The sequence below is a fragment of the Paenibacillus tyrphae genome (assembly GCF_000722545.1).
Classification (GTDB): domain Bacteria; phylum Bacillota; class Bacilli; order Paenibacillales; family NBRC-103111; genus Paenibacillus_G; species Paenibacillus_G tyrfis.
The window spans coordinates 66,568-86,198 of the sequence record NZ_JNVM01000002.1; the positions used below are offsets into that span (position 1 = coordinate 66,568).

Here is a 19,631-nt window from a genome sequence, read left to right on the forward strand (position 1 = left end):
AAATCCTGTGACAGCTGCTTTTTCTTTTTAACTTTCATACGATTGTAAGCTAATTAAGAATAAACGGCTTGAGCATCTATGCTGTGCTTCACGATCTTGGTTACAATCTGCAGAATCGCTTCGGAGTTCTCGTCGATAAACCCGGGTTCGAGCACTTCCTGATGATTTCCAATCGCTTCATATTCCGTATACTTGGTTGCGGTTCCGTGACTCCACATTAATTTATCGCCCGTCGAGGCTTTCCCAGCTTCCGTCCCGCCGGCGGCAAGTCCGTGGATATTCGCTTGCACGACGCCCGTGTTAACAAGCTGATTGCTGTATTTCAGATAAGTAAGCATTTTGTTTCTTATTTTTTCTCTCATCTGCGGTACAGCCAGGAACTGCTTGTACGGATCGGCCGCGTTCTCCAGCAATCCGTTTACCTGTTGTTCCAGGATGTCTGCAGCGAGGTCTGTGCTGTGCGTTCTAAGCGCGGAATCAAGCATGATGATATCTGATACGGCGTAGCCTCTCTTCTCCATAACTTTCGCCACTTCAAAGGCCAGACATCCGCCCACAGAATAGCCGAGGAATACATAGGGCTGCTGTTCTTGAATGCTGACAATTCGATCGGCATACCGCTCCAGCATGTCTTCGTAGGTCGGGCTATTGTCCATAAAATTGATGCCGTACAGCACGCAATGGTTCTCCAGCCGTTTGGCCAGCTCGTAATAGACCATGCCGTATCCCGCCGCCGGAGGAAAACAAAATATGGTGAGGCTGCCGTTGCGGTTCAGTTGGAAGATCCCTTGGCCTTCGTCCTGCTCCAACCGGTAGGTTAACAGCTCGCGCGCCATTTCCTCCAGCACCGGCACTTGAAACACCCGCTGTAGCGGCAGTTCAATCCCCATTTGCGTATACAGATTTTGCACCAATTGCAGCACTTTAATCGAGTGCCCGCCCAATTCGAAAAAGTTATCGTGCGCCCCGATGCGTTCCACTCCGAGCACGTTCTGCCAGATTTGCGCCAACTGAAGTTCGAGCGGGGTTCGAGGCGCGACATATTTCGCATTGAACCGCAAGCTTTCCGTCGGAGCCGGCAGCGCCTTGCGGTCGGTCTTGCCGTTGGCCGTCAGCGGCATCCGCTCAAGCTGGATGAAATACGACGGGATCATGTAGCCCGGCAGCTCTGCCGCTAGCGGTTCCCTCAATTCTCTCGGTGCGAGCTCCGTTTCCGCCGTGAAATAGGCGCAGAGCTGCTTCTGACCGCTTTCGTCCTCCCAGGCGGTCACTACCGCTTCTTTGACGGAGGGCATCTTCATAAGCTGGGCTTCCACTTCTCCCAGCTCGATCCGGTAGCCGCGGATTTTCACCTGATGGTCGATCCGGCCCATATATTCGATCGTGCCGTCCGGCAGCCAGCGGGCCAAGTCGCCTGTCTTGTACATCCGTCCGCCATTCTCGTACGGATTTGGCACGAACTTCTCCGCCGTCAGCTCCGGTCTCCGGTTGTAGCCGCGCGCTACGCCAGCTCCGCTGATGTGCAGCTCGCCCGCTACGCCGATCGGCACAAGCCGCTGCTGGCCGTCGAGAATCCAAATCTTCTGGTTCGGCAGCGGCCGCCCGATCGGCACCGTGTCCGCCAGTTCGACGATACGCTGCGGCTCCACCTCGTAGATCGTCGAGTCGACCGTGCACTCCGTCGGTCCGTACACGTTCGTGAGCTTCACCTGTTCGCCGAACGTCGACCAGAACGACTTCACGACCTTCGTCGTCAGCGCCTCGCCGCCGATTACATAGTGCTTCGCTCCGACCTCACCACCGCCGTTAACGCTGGCTGCCTGCATCAGAATCGCCAAATACGTCGGCGTCGCATCCGTGATGTCGATGGCGTGCTCCCGGAAAAACTTCAGCAGCTTTTCCCCGTCCATCCGCGTCTCTTCCGGCACGATGTGCAGCGACAAGCCCAGCAGCAGCGCCCCATAGATCGGCTTCACCGACATGTCGAACACGTACGGCGCCAGCTGCGCCATGTTCCGGTATTCTGGATGCGCCGCATAGATCGGCTCGAACAAGCTCAGCGTAAAGTTCACCACGCTGCGCTGCTCGATCATGACCCCTTTCGGCTGGCCCGTCGTCCCCGACGTATAGATCAGGTACGCCAGATTATTGGCCGTGGACACCGGCTCCAGGTTCGCGCCGTCCTCCGCCGGGCCCTCATACGACCACGCTTCGTCCAGGCACAGTACCACGCCGTGGAACTCCGCCGCTTTGGCCTGCTGCCAGCTTTGTGTCAGCAGCAGCTTCGCTCCGCTGTCCTCCAGCATGTAGCGGATGCGCTCCTCCGGATACTTCGGATCGATCGGCACGTACGCGCCGCCGGCTTTCAGGATCGCGAGCATACCGACGATCATCTCCAGCGAGCGATCCGTCATGATGCCGACCAGCGTATCGGCCTCAACCCCTTTGGCCCGCAGCGTCCGGGCCAGCCGGTTCGCCCGATCGTTCAACTCGCCGTACGTCAGTCGGCTGCTTTCGAACAGGACCGCCGTCCGGTCCGGCGTCCGCTCCGCCTGTTCCTCGAACAGCGCGTGGATCGTTTTTTCCCGCGGATAGTCCGCCTTCGTATCGTTGAACTGGACTTGAATCTGCGTCTGCTCTTCCTGGGTCAGCAAATTCAGCTCGCTAACGCGAATCTGTGGATCAGCCGCAATCTGTTCCAATACGCGAATCAGATGCCCCCGGATCCGTTCCACCATCGCCTGGTCATATACGCTCGCATTGAATTCGAAACGAAGCAGCATCTCCTCGCCAGGCCCGACAATTAGATTAAAATCGTAATTCGTTTGTTCGTGCCAACTGACATCCGAAATCTCGAAGCCCGACGATTCGCCGCTTCCAGCCTCTTCCATCTTTTGCTCCATAGGATAGTTTTCGAACACCATAAGGTGACCGATCAGCCCTTGCTTCAGCTCGCTTTGCGTTTGAATCTCGTAGAGAGGATACGTATCGTAGGCTTGGGAAGCCAGAGCTTGATCCTGTACCTTTCTCATCGCGGAGGCAAAGCTCTCTTCCGCTTCGCAGCGGATTCGCACCGGGATCGTATTGATAAACAATCCGATCATCGTTTCAATGCCCGGAATTTCTGCCGGTCTCCCCGATACGACGCTGCCAAAAACGACGTCGGTCGTCCGGTTATACTTTTGCAGCAAAACACCCCACGCCGTCTGCATCAAAGTATTCACGGTTACTTGGTGCTGCTTGGCGGTCTGTTGAATCTGGCGCGTTAATTTTTTTCCAATGGCGCAGTCCAGCTTCCTTGGCGCATACTCTCCTGTCTGATGCGGCGTTCTCCCTGCTTGCGGGAGCAGCGCCGGCTGATCGTACCCAGCCAAGTAGCGGTTCCAATAGCCGGAGGCCTCTTCGGCGTCCTGGTCGTCGAGCCATTCCATATAGCGGCTGTATGGCGAAACGGCGGCAAGCTCGGGCTGTTTTCCCGCCAGGGCCGCAAAGTAGGCTTGGAACACTTCCTGGGCGACAAGCGCCAAACACCAGCCGTCCATGACGATATGATGAAAGCTCCACAAAAACCGGTACGATTGCTCCCCGGTGCGAAGAATCGTTACCCGCAGCAGCGCGTCTTGCTCCAGATTAAACCCTCTAAGCTTATCCTTATCTTTCAGAGCGTCCGCATAGTTGCTTTGCTCGGCCTCGCTCATCGTACGGAGGTCTTCATAGTGCTGCTCGCTTGTTTTCCAGCGGGAAACGATTTGCAGAGGCTGGTCCTTCCAGCCGCTGTAAAAGTTCGTCCGCAAAACGGCGTGACGCCGCACTAAAGCATCTAGGCTTTGCCAAAAAGCGTCCATATCCAGACTTCCGTGAAGCGTGAACGACGTTTGTTCGAAGTAGGCTTCCGAGCGCGGGTCCAGCAGGCTGTGAAAGAGCATACCTTTTTGCATCGGCGTGAGCATGTACACATTTTCGAGCTCGCCGATATGAGCCGTTTGTGCCGTTAATTGCTCCAGCTCCCCGATCGTCAGCCCGCGCAGAAGAACGTCGCTCGGCGTTAGCTCGGGCAGCTCCTTTGCGGCGCAGTGGGCGATCACTTCTTGCAGACTCCGCTGAAGCAGCCCGGCCAATCGTTTCATCGTTTCCTTCCGATATTGCCCGCCGCTGTAGCTCAGCGTCAGCTCCAGTTCCCCGCCCGCGATCATGCCGTTGATCTCGAGCACATAGCATCTTAAGGCGTTTTCGCTTATGGACACACCGCTGGAATAGGGCGAGAGGCGCATCGCATTGTTTTGAATATCCTGATCGAACTGACCCAAGTAGTTAAATGAAATTTCCGGCTCACCGCTTAAGGCCAGGCTCTCCGAGCCGGACAAATAACGGAGGATGCCGTACCCGATCCCTTTGTTGGGAATCCGGCGCAGATTTTCTTTCGTCCGTTTGATCCGGCTGGACAGCGTCTCTCTCTCTTCCATCTCCAGGATGATGGGGTACTGGCTCGTAAACCAGCCTACGGTGCGGGTAATATCGTTGTCCTGGACGATAGCTTCCCTTCCGTGCCCTTCCAGATTGACCACTACCCGATCCATTGAGGCCCAGCGGTGGAGCGCCATGCCAAGCGCCGTGAGCAGCAGGTCGTTCATTTCCGTGTTGTAGGCGCGATGGGCCGATTTTTGCAGCAGCTCCGTTTCCTCCCGGGTCCATCGTACCTTGATAGATTCGCTGTCCCGTATCTGTGCGCGGCTCTGCTCTTGATCCAGAGGCAGCCGCCTGCAATCGGCTTGCTCGGCGCGCTCCCAATATTCCCGTTCCTTCTCCATGGCCGGGCTGGCCGCATAGTCTGCCAAATGCTGCGTCCATGTGCGAAACGAATCCGTCTTATATGGAAGGCGGACCGCCCGGCCGTTCACAGCCTGATCGTAGCCTGCCGCGATATCTTCGAACAGGATCCGCCAAGAGACCCCGTCCACCACAAGATGGTGAATGGCGATCAGCAGATGATCCCCGTCCGGGCAGCGGAATAGTCCGAGCTTCATCAACGGGCCGTTCTCCAGATCGATGCTGCCCTGAATCTCTCCCGCTTTGGCTTCGACCGCGGCGGCGCAATCGGTCCGTTCCCTGAAATCGTAAACTTGCAGGCTGTACAATTCGCCTTCGTCCACTCCCCGGTTCCAAGCGCTATACCCGCCATCCGTCCGCCTGAAGACCATGCGGAGTGCGTCATGATGCTCGGCAATTGCCCGCATCGTCCTCCGGAGCGCCGTTTCATCGAAGCCCTCTTCCCGGAACAGCATCACCGCTTGATTATAATGGTGCGGATCGGCCGTCGCCTGCCCCAAAAACCAGTGTTGAATGGGCGTAAGTCCCGAGCTGCCTTCCACTTCGCCCTGATCGGCGGTTCTGCTGACGGGTTGGACATGCAGACTCAATTCGGCCGCGGTCGGGTATTTAAATATATCTTTAATTTCAAGCCTGTAACCGGCCTGGTACATTCTGGAGGAGACTTGGATCGATTTAATGGAGTCGCCGCCAAGGCTGAAAAAATTATCCAGCGTCCCGATCGGTTTCGTGCCCAGCACCGTCTCCCATACAGAGACGAGGGCTTGTTCTATCGAGGTCCGGGGAGGCACATACGCCGCTTCCGACTGACGGCTTCCCTCCGGAGCAGGCAGTGCTTTGCGGTCGATCTTGCCGTTGGGCGATAGCGGCATCCGCTCCAGCTGCACGAAATACGACGGAATCATGTAGCCCGGCAGCTCTGCCGCAAACGCCTCTCTCAGTTCTCTCGGTACGAGTTCCGTGTCTGCCGTGAAGTAGGCGCAGAGCTGCTTCTGTCCGCTCTTGTCCTCCCGCGCGATCACTACCGCTTCTTTGACGGAGGCCGTCTTCATAAGCTGGGCTTCCACTTCTCCCAGCTCGATCCGGTAACCGCGGATTTTCACCTGATGGTCGATCCGGCCCAGGTATTCGATATTCCCGTCCGGCATCCAGCGCGCCAGGTCGCCTGTTCGGTACATCCGCTCTCCGGGTTCGAACGGATTGTCCACGAATTTCTCTGTCGTCAGCTCGGGACGGTTCAAATAGCCTCGGGCCACACCGTCCCCGGCAATGTACATTTCGCCCGGCACGCCTGGCGGCACAGGGTTGCGCTGCTTGTCGAGCAAATAAATGCTCACATTGGCCGCAGGCACACCAATCGGCACCGATTCGCGCGTGTCTCTCACGGGATCGTACAAGTAAATCATGCAGCCGACGACCGTTTCGGTCGGACCGTATTCGTTGAAAATTTGCACTTGCCCGTTAAACTGCTCCATGATGCTTTTCGCCAGATTCGTGCTGAGATTTTCGCCGCCCACAATGAATTTCCGGATTCTTGATCCGCTTGGCAGCTTCATCTCTTTGATTAGGCTGAGATGCGTCGGCGTCAGCTTGAGGATATCCACTTCATTTTCTTCGACGATACGCTGAATGAGCGCCACCTTGTCCTCTCCGTCGTAAATGCGGATCGTATTTCCAATAATTAACGGAGTGAACACCGACGTTACCGTCAAATCGAAGGAAATCGACGAGTACAGCGGGAAGTCGAGCTTTTCGCCGGCGACATACACGTCCTTGGCCCACCAGATATAGTTGACCAAGCCTTGCTGCGTGATCATGGTCCCTTTCGGCAGCCCCGTCGTGCCCGAGGTGTAAATGAGATAGACCAGGTCCTTCGGCTGCACGGGCCATCCCGGATTCGAACCGTCTTCGGCATATGCTTGCGGATCGTTCAGATCGACGAGCTTGCCGGCAAAAGAGACGCGCTCCCGTAAATGGCTTTGCGTGAGCAGCAGCTTCGCGCCCGAATCCTCCAAAATGTACCCGATGCGCTCCTCGGGATACTCCGGATCGATCGGCACATACGCACCGCCCGCTTTTAAAATCCCGAGAATCCCGACGATCATTTCCAAGGAACGCTCGACCATAAGACCGACCAATTGCTCCGGCTGCACCCCTTCGGCACGCAGCATCCGTGCGAGCCGGTTCGCCCGTTCGTTCAATTCCTTGTACGTGAGCCCGCTTTCTCCGCATACCGCCGCGATGCGCTCCGGCGTCCGCTCCGCCTGCTCTTCGAACAGCCCGTGGATCGTTTTTTCCCGTGGATAGTCCGCCTGCGTATCGTTGAATCCGGTGAGCAGCCGCATTGTCTCGGACTCGGATAAAAGGTCGATGTGCCGCACAGGAAGGTCGGGCTGGAGCAACGCTCCGGCCAACATCCGGTTCAAATGGCCAGCGATCTGAACGATGAATTCCCGGGTGTAGCGGCATTCGTTATACACCAGCTTCAAACGGATGGCATCCTGCTCCCTGAAAAATTGAAAGTGGAGATCGGATACGACGCTGTCGGCCGTTTCGTCCCCATGCAATTCCTGGAATGAGATCAACGTATGGACAACCGGCAGCCCCTTGGAATCGTGCTGTAACCGCAGATGCTCGTCCAGGATCTGAAACGGGATGTCCTGATGCAGGATCGCGTCGTTCAAAGACGTTTTGACCTGATTCAACAAAGATTTAAACGTGCTTTCCGCACCGATATGATCTTTTAAAAGCACGATATCGCTAACCGGCTGCCGCGTTTGATTCGCTTTTACGACGACAGGCATTCCGATGACGATCGTTTCCGAATTCGTATATTTGGTAAGCAGACACTCTACCCCGGCCAGCAAAATCATAAATACGGCTCTTGGCAGTCCCTTCGCCATAGAAACGATTTTTTGAGACACTTCGGAGGAAAGAAGACTATCGCAGGAATGCGGATTTTCGGAAAAATGGTTTGACGAGCTGCTGTACGGCAGCACGGTAAGACTATCTGCGGCATCAAATCGTCCTTTCCAAAAAACGGCTTCCTTTTCATATAACACGTTCAATTTCGCCACCCCATTCGGTTGTAATCCGTTCAACGGCATCCTTGCGGGAGCCCGGTACGGATTGCCATACCGCGACTCCCGACAAGGGTTCCATCAGAACACAAATTCAAACACGTCCGCATCCTCATCTGTCGGTTCATTCTCAAGCAGGGCGATATCTCCCAACCGGATTTGAGGCTGCTCGCCAATGCGCGACAGGATCTTCATGAAATCATGGGCTAAATTGTCGATCATCTTCTTCGCAAACAGCTTGGTGCAGTACTCAAATCGGCACCTTATATCCGCTTCCGCCGAAACGACTTCCAGCGTTAAATCGTACTTCGCCATCGTATGAGGCCGGGCATAAGGTAAAATCCGCAAAGCTTCATCCGGAACGCCGCGTTTTTCCGTATTTTGCATGACAAACATCGTATCGAATAAAGGGCTGCGGCTCGGATCGTACGGAACTTGGAGCTTTTCCACCATCTCCTCGAACGGATAGCTCTGGTTCTCAAACGCCATCAAGGTCGTTTCCCTGATTTCTTCCAAATAGTCCCGGAAGGTCTTGCCGCCTGCGGGATAACTACGGATGGGAAGCATGTTTACGAACATTCCGATCAGCGGTTCGAGGTCCGCATGCACTCTTCCCGCAATCGGCGTACCTACAATGATATCCCCCTGCCCCGTGTATTTGTGCAGTAAGACCGTATAAGCCGCCATCAGGACCATATAGAGCGTCGATCCCGTCGTTGACGCAAGCTGCCGCAGACCTTCGCTCGTGTGCCCGTCGATGACAAATTCGAACAGTTCCCCCTCATGACTGCGGACAGCCGGCCTTGCGTATTTCGTCGGCATCGCCAATACGGGCAGGTCTCCGCTCAATGCGTGAAGCCAGTAGGCTTCTTGCTCTTTTCTGCGCCGCATTTGCTCTTCAGATTGCTGCCACACCGCATAGTCCTTGTATTGAATGCGAAGCGGCTGGAGTTCCTCTCCTTTGTACAAACGGAAAAATTCATCCGCCAATACGCCCATCGCGGCTCCGTCGGAGATCATGTGATGCATGTCGAGCAGCAAGATGTGGCGTTCCGGTTCAAGCTCGATCAGTCCTACGCGCAGAAGCGGCGGCTGGGCCAACTCGAACGGCCTTACGAAGCTGCGAACGATCTCATCGGCTTCCTTCTCGCTGGCCTGCCGGTATTCCACGGCGAACGGTACTTCGGAATATACCCGCTGAACCGGTTCGCCGCGTTCCAGGCTGAAGCCGGTACGAAGCGTCTCATGTCGGGCGATCAGCGCTTGAAAGGCTTCTTCCAGACGCTTCAGCTCCAGCGGTCCTTCGAGGCTCATAATTCCCGGCAAATTGAAAATAAGTTCCGTTCCTTCCATTTGCTGAATAAGATACAGCCGCTTTTGTGCAGAAGAAACAGGGTAATACGGTTTCTTCTCCGCTACCGGAATGGCTGCGAACTCCTGCTGCTCCATCGCTTCGATCACCTTCGCCAATCCTTCAATCGTAGGCGATTGGAAAATGTCTCTTAGCGATAGGTTCCAATTCAGCTCTTTGTGAATTTTGGCGGCCAAAGTCGTCGCCCGCAAAGAGTGACCTCCGATTTCAAAGAAGTTGTCATGGATGCCGATGCTTCGAGTGCCGAGCACGTCCTGCCAAATCCGCAGCAGTTGGGCTTCCGCCGCCGTGCGCGGTGCTTCAAGCGATGCTGCGGACTGCCCCCCTGCCTCTGCCGGGGCTGGTAAAGCGTTGCGGTCTACCTTGCCGTTCAAGGTGAGCGGCATTTGCTCCAGCTGGACGAAGTACGACGGAATCATGTAGCCGGGCAGTACCGCAGCCAGCGCGCTTCTCAGCTCGCCCGCGGGCAGAGGGCACTCCGCGGTATAGTAGGCGCACAATAGCTTCTGTCCGGCTTCGTCCTCGCGCACGGTGACTAGCGCAGCTTCAACGGATGGGACCTTCAGAAGGCGGGCCTCCACCTCGCCGAGCTCGATGCGGTAACCGCGGATTTTCACCTGCCCGTCCATCCGGCCTTTGTATTCCAACGTGCCGTCGGCGCGCCAGCGGACCAGATCTCCCGTCCGATAGCAGCGCTCCCCCGCCCGCACCGGGCTGGCGATAAATTTCTCCGCCGTCAGCTCCGGCCGGTTCAAGTACCCCCGCGCCACGCCATCTCCGCCGACGATCAGCTCGCCCCAAGCGCCGATAGGCTGCAGCTTTAATGCGCTGTCTACCACGTAAGCGGTCGAGTTCCGGATCGGACGGCCGATCGGCACCGTATCCGTCTGCTCGCCGATAATCGCGTAGGTCGTAGAGAACGTCGTATTTTCCGTCGGGCCATAGCCGTTCACGATGCAAAGTCCCGGATGATCTCGCAGCACCCGGTTAATATGCGGCACCGACAGCGCGTCCCCGCCAACGAGCAGCGTCTTCAAGCCGCCAAACAGCCCACTGTCCTCCTGGGATAGCTGGTTGAAGAGCGGTGAAGTCAGCCACATGGTCGTAATGCCGTACTGCCGAATCGCCTGCTTCAACTTCGCCGCGTTCAGAATGACGTCCTGGCTCGTGAGATAAAGCTCTCCTCCGTTCAGCAGCGCTCCCCAGATTTCAAACGTGGAGGCATCAAACGCCACCGCGCCCGTCTGCAAAATGCGCGTCTCTTCATTGAGGTCAACGAAATTCGTGTTTTTCACCAGACGAACCACATTGCGGTGCTCGACCATGACCCCCTTCGGCTTGCCCGTCGTCCCGGACGTATACATGATATAAGCCAAATCCGTCGGGCCAGCTGCGGCATCCGGATTCGAGCTGTCGTCGCCGTAGACATCGTCTTGGCTCAAATCGACGATTTTACCCGCAAAATCGGTGCCCATCCGTTCGACGCCCCGGGAGCTTCGGTCCTGCACAAGCAGCAGCTTCGCGCCCGAATCCTCCAGCATATACCGGATACGCTCTTCGGGATATTCCGGATCGATCGGCACATAGGCGCCTCCGGCTTTCAGAATGCCGAGGATGCCGACGATCATTTCCAGAGAACGCTCGGCCATAAGGCCGACGGGCTGATCCGGGCATACGCCTTCGCTCCGCAAAGTCCGCGCCAGCTTGTTCGCCCGTTCGTTCAATTCCCGGTACGTCAGGATGCTTTCCCCGAAGACGACCGCCGTCTTCTCGGGCGTTTTCCGCACCTGCTCTTCGAACAGGAGATGGAGCGTCTTTTCTCTTGGATAATCCGTTTCCGTATCGTTGAACGCGCCGGTAATTTGCAGCTTCTCCTCTTCGGTTAGCACGTCGAGTTCATTTACGCCGATATGCGGATTGTCGGCAATCTGTTCCATGACGCGCAGCAAATGCCCCCGGATTTTTTCCATGCTTGTCCGGTCGTAAGCCAAAGCGTTATAATCCAGCCGGATTCGGAGCTCGTCACCAGGAACGACAATTACGTTCAGGTCATAGCTCGTTTGCTCCTCGGTGCTTACATCCGTGATCTCAAACTCTGCGGCGTCCCCTGTTCCGAGCTGTCTCATCTGCTGGTCTACGGGATAGTTCTCGAATACGAAAATATGATTGATCAAGCCCTGCTTGAGCCCGCTCTGCGCTTGAATGTCATAGAGCGGATACGTGTCGTAGGCTTGGACCGCCAAGGCCTGCTCCTGAACGCGCTGCATCAAGGAAGCGAACGTATCCTCCTCTTGGCAGCGAATTCTCACCGGAATGGTATTGATAAACAGGCCGATCATCGTTTCGATCCCCGGAATCTCCGCCGGCCTTCCCGATACGACGCTTCCGAAGACGACGTCCTGAGAGCCGTTGTAGGTTTTCAGCAGCACACCCCAAGCCGTTTGCACCAAGGTGTTCAGCGTCACCTGATGCCGCTTCGCGGTCTGTTGGATTTGACGTGTCAAATTTTTCGCCAGCACGCAGTCCACTTTCTCCGAGACGTAACCCGGCTTCTTTTCCTCCGTAGCTTGGGCGCCCAACAGCACCGTCTGCTGTTCGTATCCGTCCAAATAGTCGGCCCAAAATGCAGAGGCCGCTTCGCCGTCCTGCCGGTCCAGCCACTCGATATACCGGCTGTACGGCGCCGCCGCGTCAAAATCGGGCTGACGGCGTTTCCGGTAGGCGAAGTACGCTTCGAACACCTCTTTCGCAGCCAGCGACAAGCACCAGCCATCCATCAAGATATGATGGAAGCTCCAGAGAAACCGGTAGATCTCGTCCCCGGTGCGCAGAATCGTTACGCGCATGAGCTCGTCTTTCTCCAGATCGAACCCTGCCGCCTTGTTGTCCCGGATAAAGGCCGCGATATAGTCTTCGCTTTCAGCCTCGGTCATTGCGCGAAGATCCTCATAGCGGAAACCTGCGCGCCGGCCGCGGAAGACCACCTGCACCGGCTCCTGCTTCCACCCGCTGTAAAAGTTCGTCCGCAGCGCTTCATTCCGCTGTACAAACGTATCCAGGCTTTTCCTGAAGGCATCAACATCCAGGTTCCCCCGCAGGGTAAACGACGTTTGCTCGAAATAGGCGTGCGATTCGGAATCCATAAACCGGTGGAACAGCATTCCCTTCTGCATCGGCGTTAAGGCGTACACATTCTCGATTTCGCCCATGTGCCGGATAGACGCCGCCAGCCGGTCCAGCTCGTCTATCGTCATATCCCTGAACAAAATGTCGCTCGGCGTCAGCACGGTTCTTTCTTGCTTGGCGCAGTGGGCGATCACTTCCCGAAGACTCGTCTGTAGCAGCAAAGCCAGCCGCTCCATCGTTTCCCGCTTGTACTGGGTGCCGCTATAGCTGATGCTCATCGTCAATTGCCCGCCGGCGATCAAGCCGTTCACATCCAGCAAATGGAATCTTTCCATGTTTCCGCTGATCGCAGCGCCGCTCGAATAAGGGGACGGACGCAGTCCCGTGTTCTTCAAATCTTGATCGAATTGACCGAGGTAATTGAACCCGATTTCCGGTTCCGAATCCAGCGCAGCGCCCTCCGGGCCGGGGCACATATATTTCAAAATGCCGTAGCCGATGCCTTTATGCGGAATGCGGCGCAGATGTTCCTTGACCCGCTTGATCCGGGAAGCGAGCTCTTGATCCTCGCCCATCTCCAGCAATACGGGATATTGGGTTGTAAACCACCCTACGGTGCGCGTGATGTCGATATCCGCCGAAAGAGGTTCCCTTCCGTGTCCTTCCAGGTCCACTAAAATCCGGTCGATTCCGGCCCAGCGCTGAACCGCCATGCCCAACGCCGTCAGCAGCAGATCGTTCATTTCCGTGTTGTAGGCCCGATGCGTTTTTGTCAGCAGTTGTTCGGTTTCCTCCGGGGTCAACCGGATCTGGACGAACTCGTTATCGTGCATAAAGGCGCGAGACTGCTCCATATCCCTTGGTAGCCGGGTGCCGCCCTCTTGGCAGACTCGTTCCCAATACGCGCGCTCGTTCTCCATGGCCGGGCTGCCGGCATGGCTTGCCAGATGCTCCGCCCAAGCGAGGAACGAATCGGTTTTGTCCGGGAGCCGGATCGCTTGGCCGTTTGCCGCTTGCTCGTAGCCCGACTGCAAATCCTCAACCAAAATTCTCCAGGACACTCCATCCACAACTAGATGATGAATGGCGATCAGCAAATGGTCCCCGTCGGGGCAGTGAAACAGTCCCAGCTTCATGAGCGGGCCCCGGGCGATATCCAGACTCCGTTGGATTTTGTTCGCGCGGGCTTCCACTGCTGTGGCGCAGTCGTCCATTTCTCGGAAGTCGAACACGTCCAGGCGGTACGCTTCGCCTTCCTCCGTTCCCCGATTCCACGATGCCGGTACGTTTTCGGTCTGCCGGAATATCATGCGCAGCGCATCGTGATGCTCCGTAATCTTCTTCACCGCCTGGCGCAGCGCCATCTCGTCGAAGCCCTGCTCGCGGTATACCATCACGGCCTGGTTGAAATGATGCAGCGCATCGGAGCCTTGCTCTTGGCCCGGCTCCGGCCCTTCGCAAGAACGCATAAAGAACCAGCGTTGAATCGGCGTCAACGGCGACTCGCCCTTTACTTCTCCCTGATCCGCGGTTCGGCTTACCGGCTTAAGGTGCGGGCTTAGCTCCGCCGCAGTCTGGTATTTGAACAAATCTTTGACTTCCAGCTTATAGCCTGCCTGGCGAAGCCTCGAAGACACCTGAATCGACTTGATCGAGTCGCCCCCCAGATCAAAGAAATTATCGAGTGCGCCGATTCTCTTCGAACCGAGCACCGTCTGCCAGATCTCGATTAACGTTTGCTCCGCCGGCGTTCGGGGCGCCACATATTCGACTCCGCCCTGCATGTCTTCCTCCGGAGCAGGCAGCGCATGAAGGTCCGGCTTCCCGTTCGGCGTCAGCGGCATCTGCTCTAACCGTACAAAGTAGGATGGGATCATATAACCCGGCAGCTCTTGTGCCAGAGCCCCGCGAAGCTCGCTGGCCGTCAGGTCGCGATCCGCCACAAAATACGCGCATAAAGACGCTTGCCCACTTTCCCCTTCCCGCGCAATCACAATGACCTCGCGAACGGACTCGACTTTCAGGAGTTTAGCTTCCACCTCGCCGAGCTCGATGCGGTGGCCGCGGATTTTGACCTGATGGTCGATTCGTCCCAAGTATTCGATGTTTCCGTCCGGCAGCCAGCGCGCCAGGTCTCCTGTCCGGTACATCCGCTTCTCCGGCGCAAACGGAACCGGCACGAATTTCTCCGCCGTCAGTTCGGGACGATTCAGGTAGCCCCGGGCCAGCCCGATCCCGCTCACGCAAAGCTCTCCCGCCACCCCAATGGGCGCCAGCCTGTTCTGCGCATCGAGAATATACATCTGATGGTTGGCTATCGGACGGCCGATCGGCACCGATGTTTCCATCGCCATGTCCTGCGAATAGACCCAAGTGGTCGAGCAGATAGAATCCTCCGTCGGGCCGTAATTGTTGATATAGCGTACGTGATCCTTCCACTGCCCCACCAGCTCGGCGGAGGAAGCGGAGCCGGCCGTGATCAGCGTTTTCAGGCTCGGAACATGCGCCGGGTTCAAGTACACGGCATAGGTCGGAGGCAAGGTCGCCACCGTTATTCCGTTGTCCCGAACGTACTTCTCGAACAAATGATGATCCAAAATGACCGAAGCGTCCGGCACATACAGCGTTGCCCCGAAAAATAAGCTCATGATGATTTCCGAGCACGACGCGTCGAACGAAAAGCTGGCAAACTGTACGATGCGGTCCTGCTTGCCGATCTGCAAAGTATGCTCGCAGAAAAACTTGAAGTTGCACACGCCCTGGTGCTCGACCATCACGCCTTTCGGATTCCCGGTCGTGCCCGACGTGTAGATGACATACGCAAGCTGCTGCGGATCGACAGCCAGCCCCAGATTCGAGCCGTCGTCGCTATAAGTCTGATCATCGTCCAGCAGGAGCACTTCGCCGTCAAACGCTGCGCGATCCCGCAAATGCGACTGGACGAGCAGCAACCGTGCGCCGGAATCTTCGAGCATGTAGCGGATGCGTTTCTCTGGGTATTCCGGGTCGACCGGCACATATGCGCCGCCCGCCTTCATGACGGCGAGCACGGCGACGATCATTTCGATCGAGCGCTCGCTCATAATCGCAACCAGTTGCTCGGCCTGCACGCCCTTGGCTCGAAGCGTGCGCGCCAGGCGATTCGCCCGTTCGTTCAGCTCGCTATACGTGAGCCGCTGATCCCCGAACACAACCGCTTCCTGCTCCGGCATCCCGGCCGCCACCTGTTCGAACAGCCCGTGGATCGTCATGTCCGCAGGATACGGCCATGCCGTATCGTTGAACTCCTCTACAATTTGCACCCTTTCCTGCTCGGTCAGGATTTCGATGGACGAAAGCGCCCCATTCGAGTCCCGAACGATCCCGTCAAGAAGCTGCGTAAAATGCCGCGCCATCCGCAGGACGGTTTCTTGCTTGAACAGCGCGCTCGCGTACTCGATGCTGCATACGATACGATGCGCCTCCTCAGACGCATGAAAGCTCAAATCGAACTTCGCGGTCGTATGCTTGCGGGGATAAGGCTCAACGGCCAGACCGTCGATACCGGCGTTATGTTCCTCCGCATTTTGCAGAATAAACATCGTGTCGAAGAGCGGATTGCGGCTTGCATCTCTGGCGACATTCAGCTTCTCCACCAATTGCTCGAACGGATAGTCCTGATTTTCGTAGGCGTGCAGCGCGTGCTCTTTTACTTCCCGAACGTAGTCGCGGAATGTTTTTTCCGGGGCCGGGTAGTTGCGAAGCGCCAGCGTACCTGCGAACATGCCGATCAGATGCTCAAGGTCCGCATGCGGTCTCCCGGCAATCGGAGTGCCGACGACGATGTCCGTCTGCCCTGTATATTTATGCAGCAAAACGGTATAAGCGGCCAATAAAACCATGTACAAGGTCGCCCCGGTCTCGGCGGCAAGCTGCTTCAGCCCTTCCAGCCTCGGCTTGTCGATGACAAATTCGAAGGTTTCTCCCAGGTAGCTTCGTTCCGCCGGCCGCGCATAATCCGTCGGAATGTCCAGCACTTGAATTTCTCCGCGGAATACGTTCAGCCAGTACGCTTCCTGCGCTTTCATCCGTTCGCTCTGCAGCTCCGCCTGCTGCCACGCCGCGTAATCCTTATATTGAATGTCAGGCAGTACCGGCTCCTGTTCTTCGTACAGCAGAGCGAACTCCTTCATGAGCACGTTCATGGAGATGCCGTCGGAGACGATATGGTGCATGTCAAAGCATAAAATATGCCGGTCCTCCCGAAGCCCGATCAGTCCTACCCGCAGAAGCGGCGGCTTCTGCAGGTCGAACTCGCGCACGAAGCTGCGAATGATCCCGTCGACCTCTTCTTCGTCCGCCTGTCTGTACTCCAGCGCAAAATCCACTCTCGGGTAAACCCGCTGCACCGGCTCTCCGTCGAAGACCTCAAACCCGGTCCGCAGCGTCTCGTGGCGCTCAATCAAGGCCCGGAACGCATCCTCCAACCGTTTGCGGTCCAACCGCCCGACCAGCATTCTTATGCCGGGCATATTGTAAGTGAGCTGAGCACCCTCGATTTGATTCAAAATATATAAACGTTTCTGTGCGGACGATAGCGGGTAATAATCCCGTTCCCCGACCGGCGGAATCGCCGCATACGCGGTCTGTTCCATCCCTTCGATCGCCTGCGCGACGCCTGCAATCGTGGGGTTGTGGAAAATCGCATGCAGCGGCAGGTTGATCCGCATTTCCTTATAGATGCGCGAAACCAGCGTCATCGCCCGCAGCGAATGCCCGCCGATCTTAAAGAAATCGTCCGTTACCCCGACTTGACGAAGTCCGAGCACTTCCTGCCAAAGCTCCGTCAGCTCGGCTTCCAGCGGCGTGCGGGGAGCGACATAATCCGTGCCGGTCCGCGCCGCGGTTTCGGGAGCCGGGAGCGCTTTGCGGTCAATCTTGCCGTTCGGCGTCAGCGGCAGCTTTTCCAACTGGACGAAAAACGACGGAATCATGTACTCCGGCAATGTTCCGGCAAGCTCATTCCGCAGTTCTCCTGCGGGAATCGAGCGATCCGCCACGACATAGGCGCACAGCAGCTTTTCCCCGGCTTCGTCGTCCCGAGCCATAACGACCGCTTCCTGCACCCCGGCGATGTCCGATAACCGGGCTTCCACTTCGCCCAATTCGATCCGGTAGCCGCGGATTTTCACCTGATGATCGATCCGGCCCAATATTTCGATGTTTCCGTCCGGCAGCCATCTGGCCAAATCCCCTGTCCGGTACAGCGTTTCGCCGTCCGCAAACGGGCTGGAGATGAATTTTTGCCGCTGCAGCTCACGCAGCCCGATATAGCCGCGGCTGATGCCGTCGCCGCCGATGAGAATTTCTCCCGGCACCCCAACCGGCTGCAGCCGGTTTCCTTCGCCCACAATATAAATCTTGGTATTCGGAATCGGCTTTCCGATCGCCGGCCGCACTTGAAACTCCGCAAACTGCGTTTGGTCCAGCAAATAAGTGACGCAAGAAATCGTCGTTTCCGTAGGACCGTAGCTGTTCATAAATTGTACGGACGGGTACCGTTCGAAATAAGCGGCAGCGTCCCTGCAGCGGAACTCTTCTCCACCAAGCACAATGATCCGCACGGATTCAGCGTCGCGGTTGCTGTCGAACGCCGGGCTGTTCACGATCATGCTGAACAGGGACGGCGCCATTTTCAGGAAGGTAATCCGATGCTCGCGAATATAGCGAAGCAGCAGTTCGGGCTCCATGTACTGCTCTTTCCCCAGCAGATGAAGCTCGCCCCCCGACAGCAGCACGGGAAAAATCGACGTCAGCGATAAATCGAAGGAGTAGGAAGAGGTCAGAGCCGACTTGTCGCTGCCGGAAAGCTTCACATCCTGAACGAAGTAAGACACGAAATTGCTTACCCCTTGATGCGTAACCTGAACGCCCTTCGGAAGCCCGGTCGTCCCCGACGTGTAGATGATATAAGCCAGTCCGTCCGGGCCAGTATCCGACTCGGGATTCGAATCGCTGTCGCAATACGCGGCCGCTTCGTCCAAATAGAGGCGCTTTTCCGCGAAAGCCGCCCGTTCCGACAGTCGACGCTGCGTCAGCAGCAGCCGTGCTCCCGAATCCTCCAGCATGTGCCGGATGCGGTCCTGCGGCAGCTCGGGAGCAATCGGCACGTACGCCGCACCGGCTTTCAAGATCCCGAGTATGCCTACGGCCATCTCTAGCGTAGGCTCGGTCATCATCCCGACAACATGGCCCGGCTGAACTCCATTCTCCCGGAGCGTCCAGGCCAGCCGGTTGGCCTTCTCATTCAGCTCCCGATAGGTCAATCGGCTGTCCCCGCATACGGCGGCGGTATGCCCGGGCGTCCGCTGTGCCTGTTCTTCGAACAGCCGGTGGACCGTTTTTTCGCGCGGATAGTCTTGGGCGGTATCGTTGAATTCAACCAACAGCTGCGTCTTTTCGGCCTCGGACAGCAGATCGATGAGATCGATCCGGTGCTCGGGCTGATACAAGACAACGGAATAAACCCGGGTCAAGTGTTCGGCCAAACGCTCGATAAATGCCGGATCGTACAAATGTTCGTTGTACATCAGCTTCACACCGATGCTGTCCTGTTCCGATTCGAAGGCAAACAAGATATCGACCGCTGTGTTTTCCAGGAAGCTCATGGTATGGATTTCATTAAAACAAACCATTGTATGGACGACCGACCTGCCATTCGGATCGTATTGGATATCCAATGGGCCGATCATCGTCTGGAAAGGCACGTTCTGATGGGCGGCGGCTTCGCCGACGGACGAATGAATTTCCCCCAAAAGCGATTTGAAGTCGCTTGTGCCAGTTATGCGATGCTTCAAAAGCAGCAGCTCATTCAGCAAAGGAGCGCCGTCTTTCCCGACTACAGGCATGCCCAGAACAATATGTTCTTCCTGGGTATACTGATGAAGCAGGCATTCTACCCCGGCCAACAAAATGGTAAACAGGAGCATGGACGAACCGTTTCCTATCGCCTTCATTCTTTGGCTCATCCCGTCGGAAAATGTATAAGAATAAGAGCGCAGCGTTCCTTCGGGCGCGCTGAACTGAGGACCTTTAACGGGCAGCAGGTGAATGATGCTGTCGTCGGAATCAAACCTGCCGCTCCAATATGTCCTGTTCTTTTTCATGAATTCACTCTCTCTTTCTTTCCGTCATATATAATCCGGGTTCAAGGGGCGGGCCGCCATTCCGGCTCACACCCTTTGAAC

Annotated in this window: 1 protein-coding gene and 1 pseudogene; both read right to left on the reverse strand. The window is 56.6% G+C overall.

The genetic code is table 11. The annotated features are described in order from the left end of the window. Positions 1 to 53 precede the first annotated feature (53 nt). On the reverse strand, positions 54 to 7,928 hold the full coding sequence (locus tag ET33_RS01040; RefSeq protein ID WP_036675332.1) for a non-ribosomal peptide synthetase: 7,875 nt from the start codon (positions 7,926 to 7,928) through the stop codon (positions 54 to 56). Positions 7,929 to 7,988: 60 nt separating this feature from the next. After that, positions 7,989 to 19,553, reverse strand: a pseudogene (locus ET33_RS01045) (amino acid adenylation domain-containing protein); the annotation flags it as partial. Between the last annotated feature and the right edge of the window lie 78 nt (positions 19,554 to 19,631).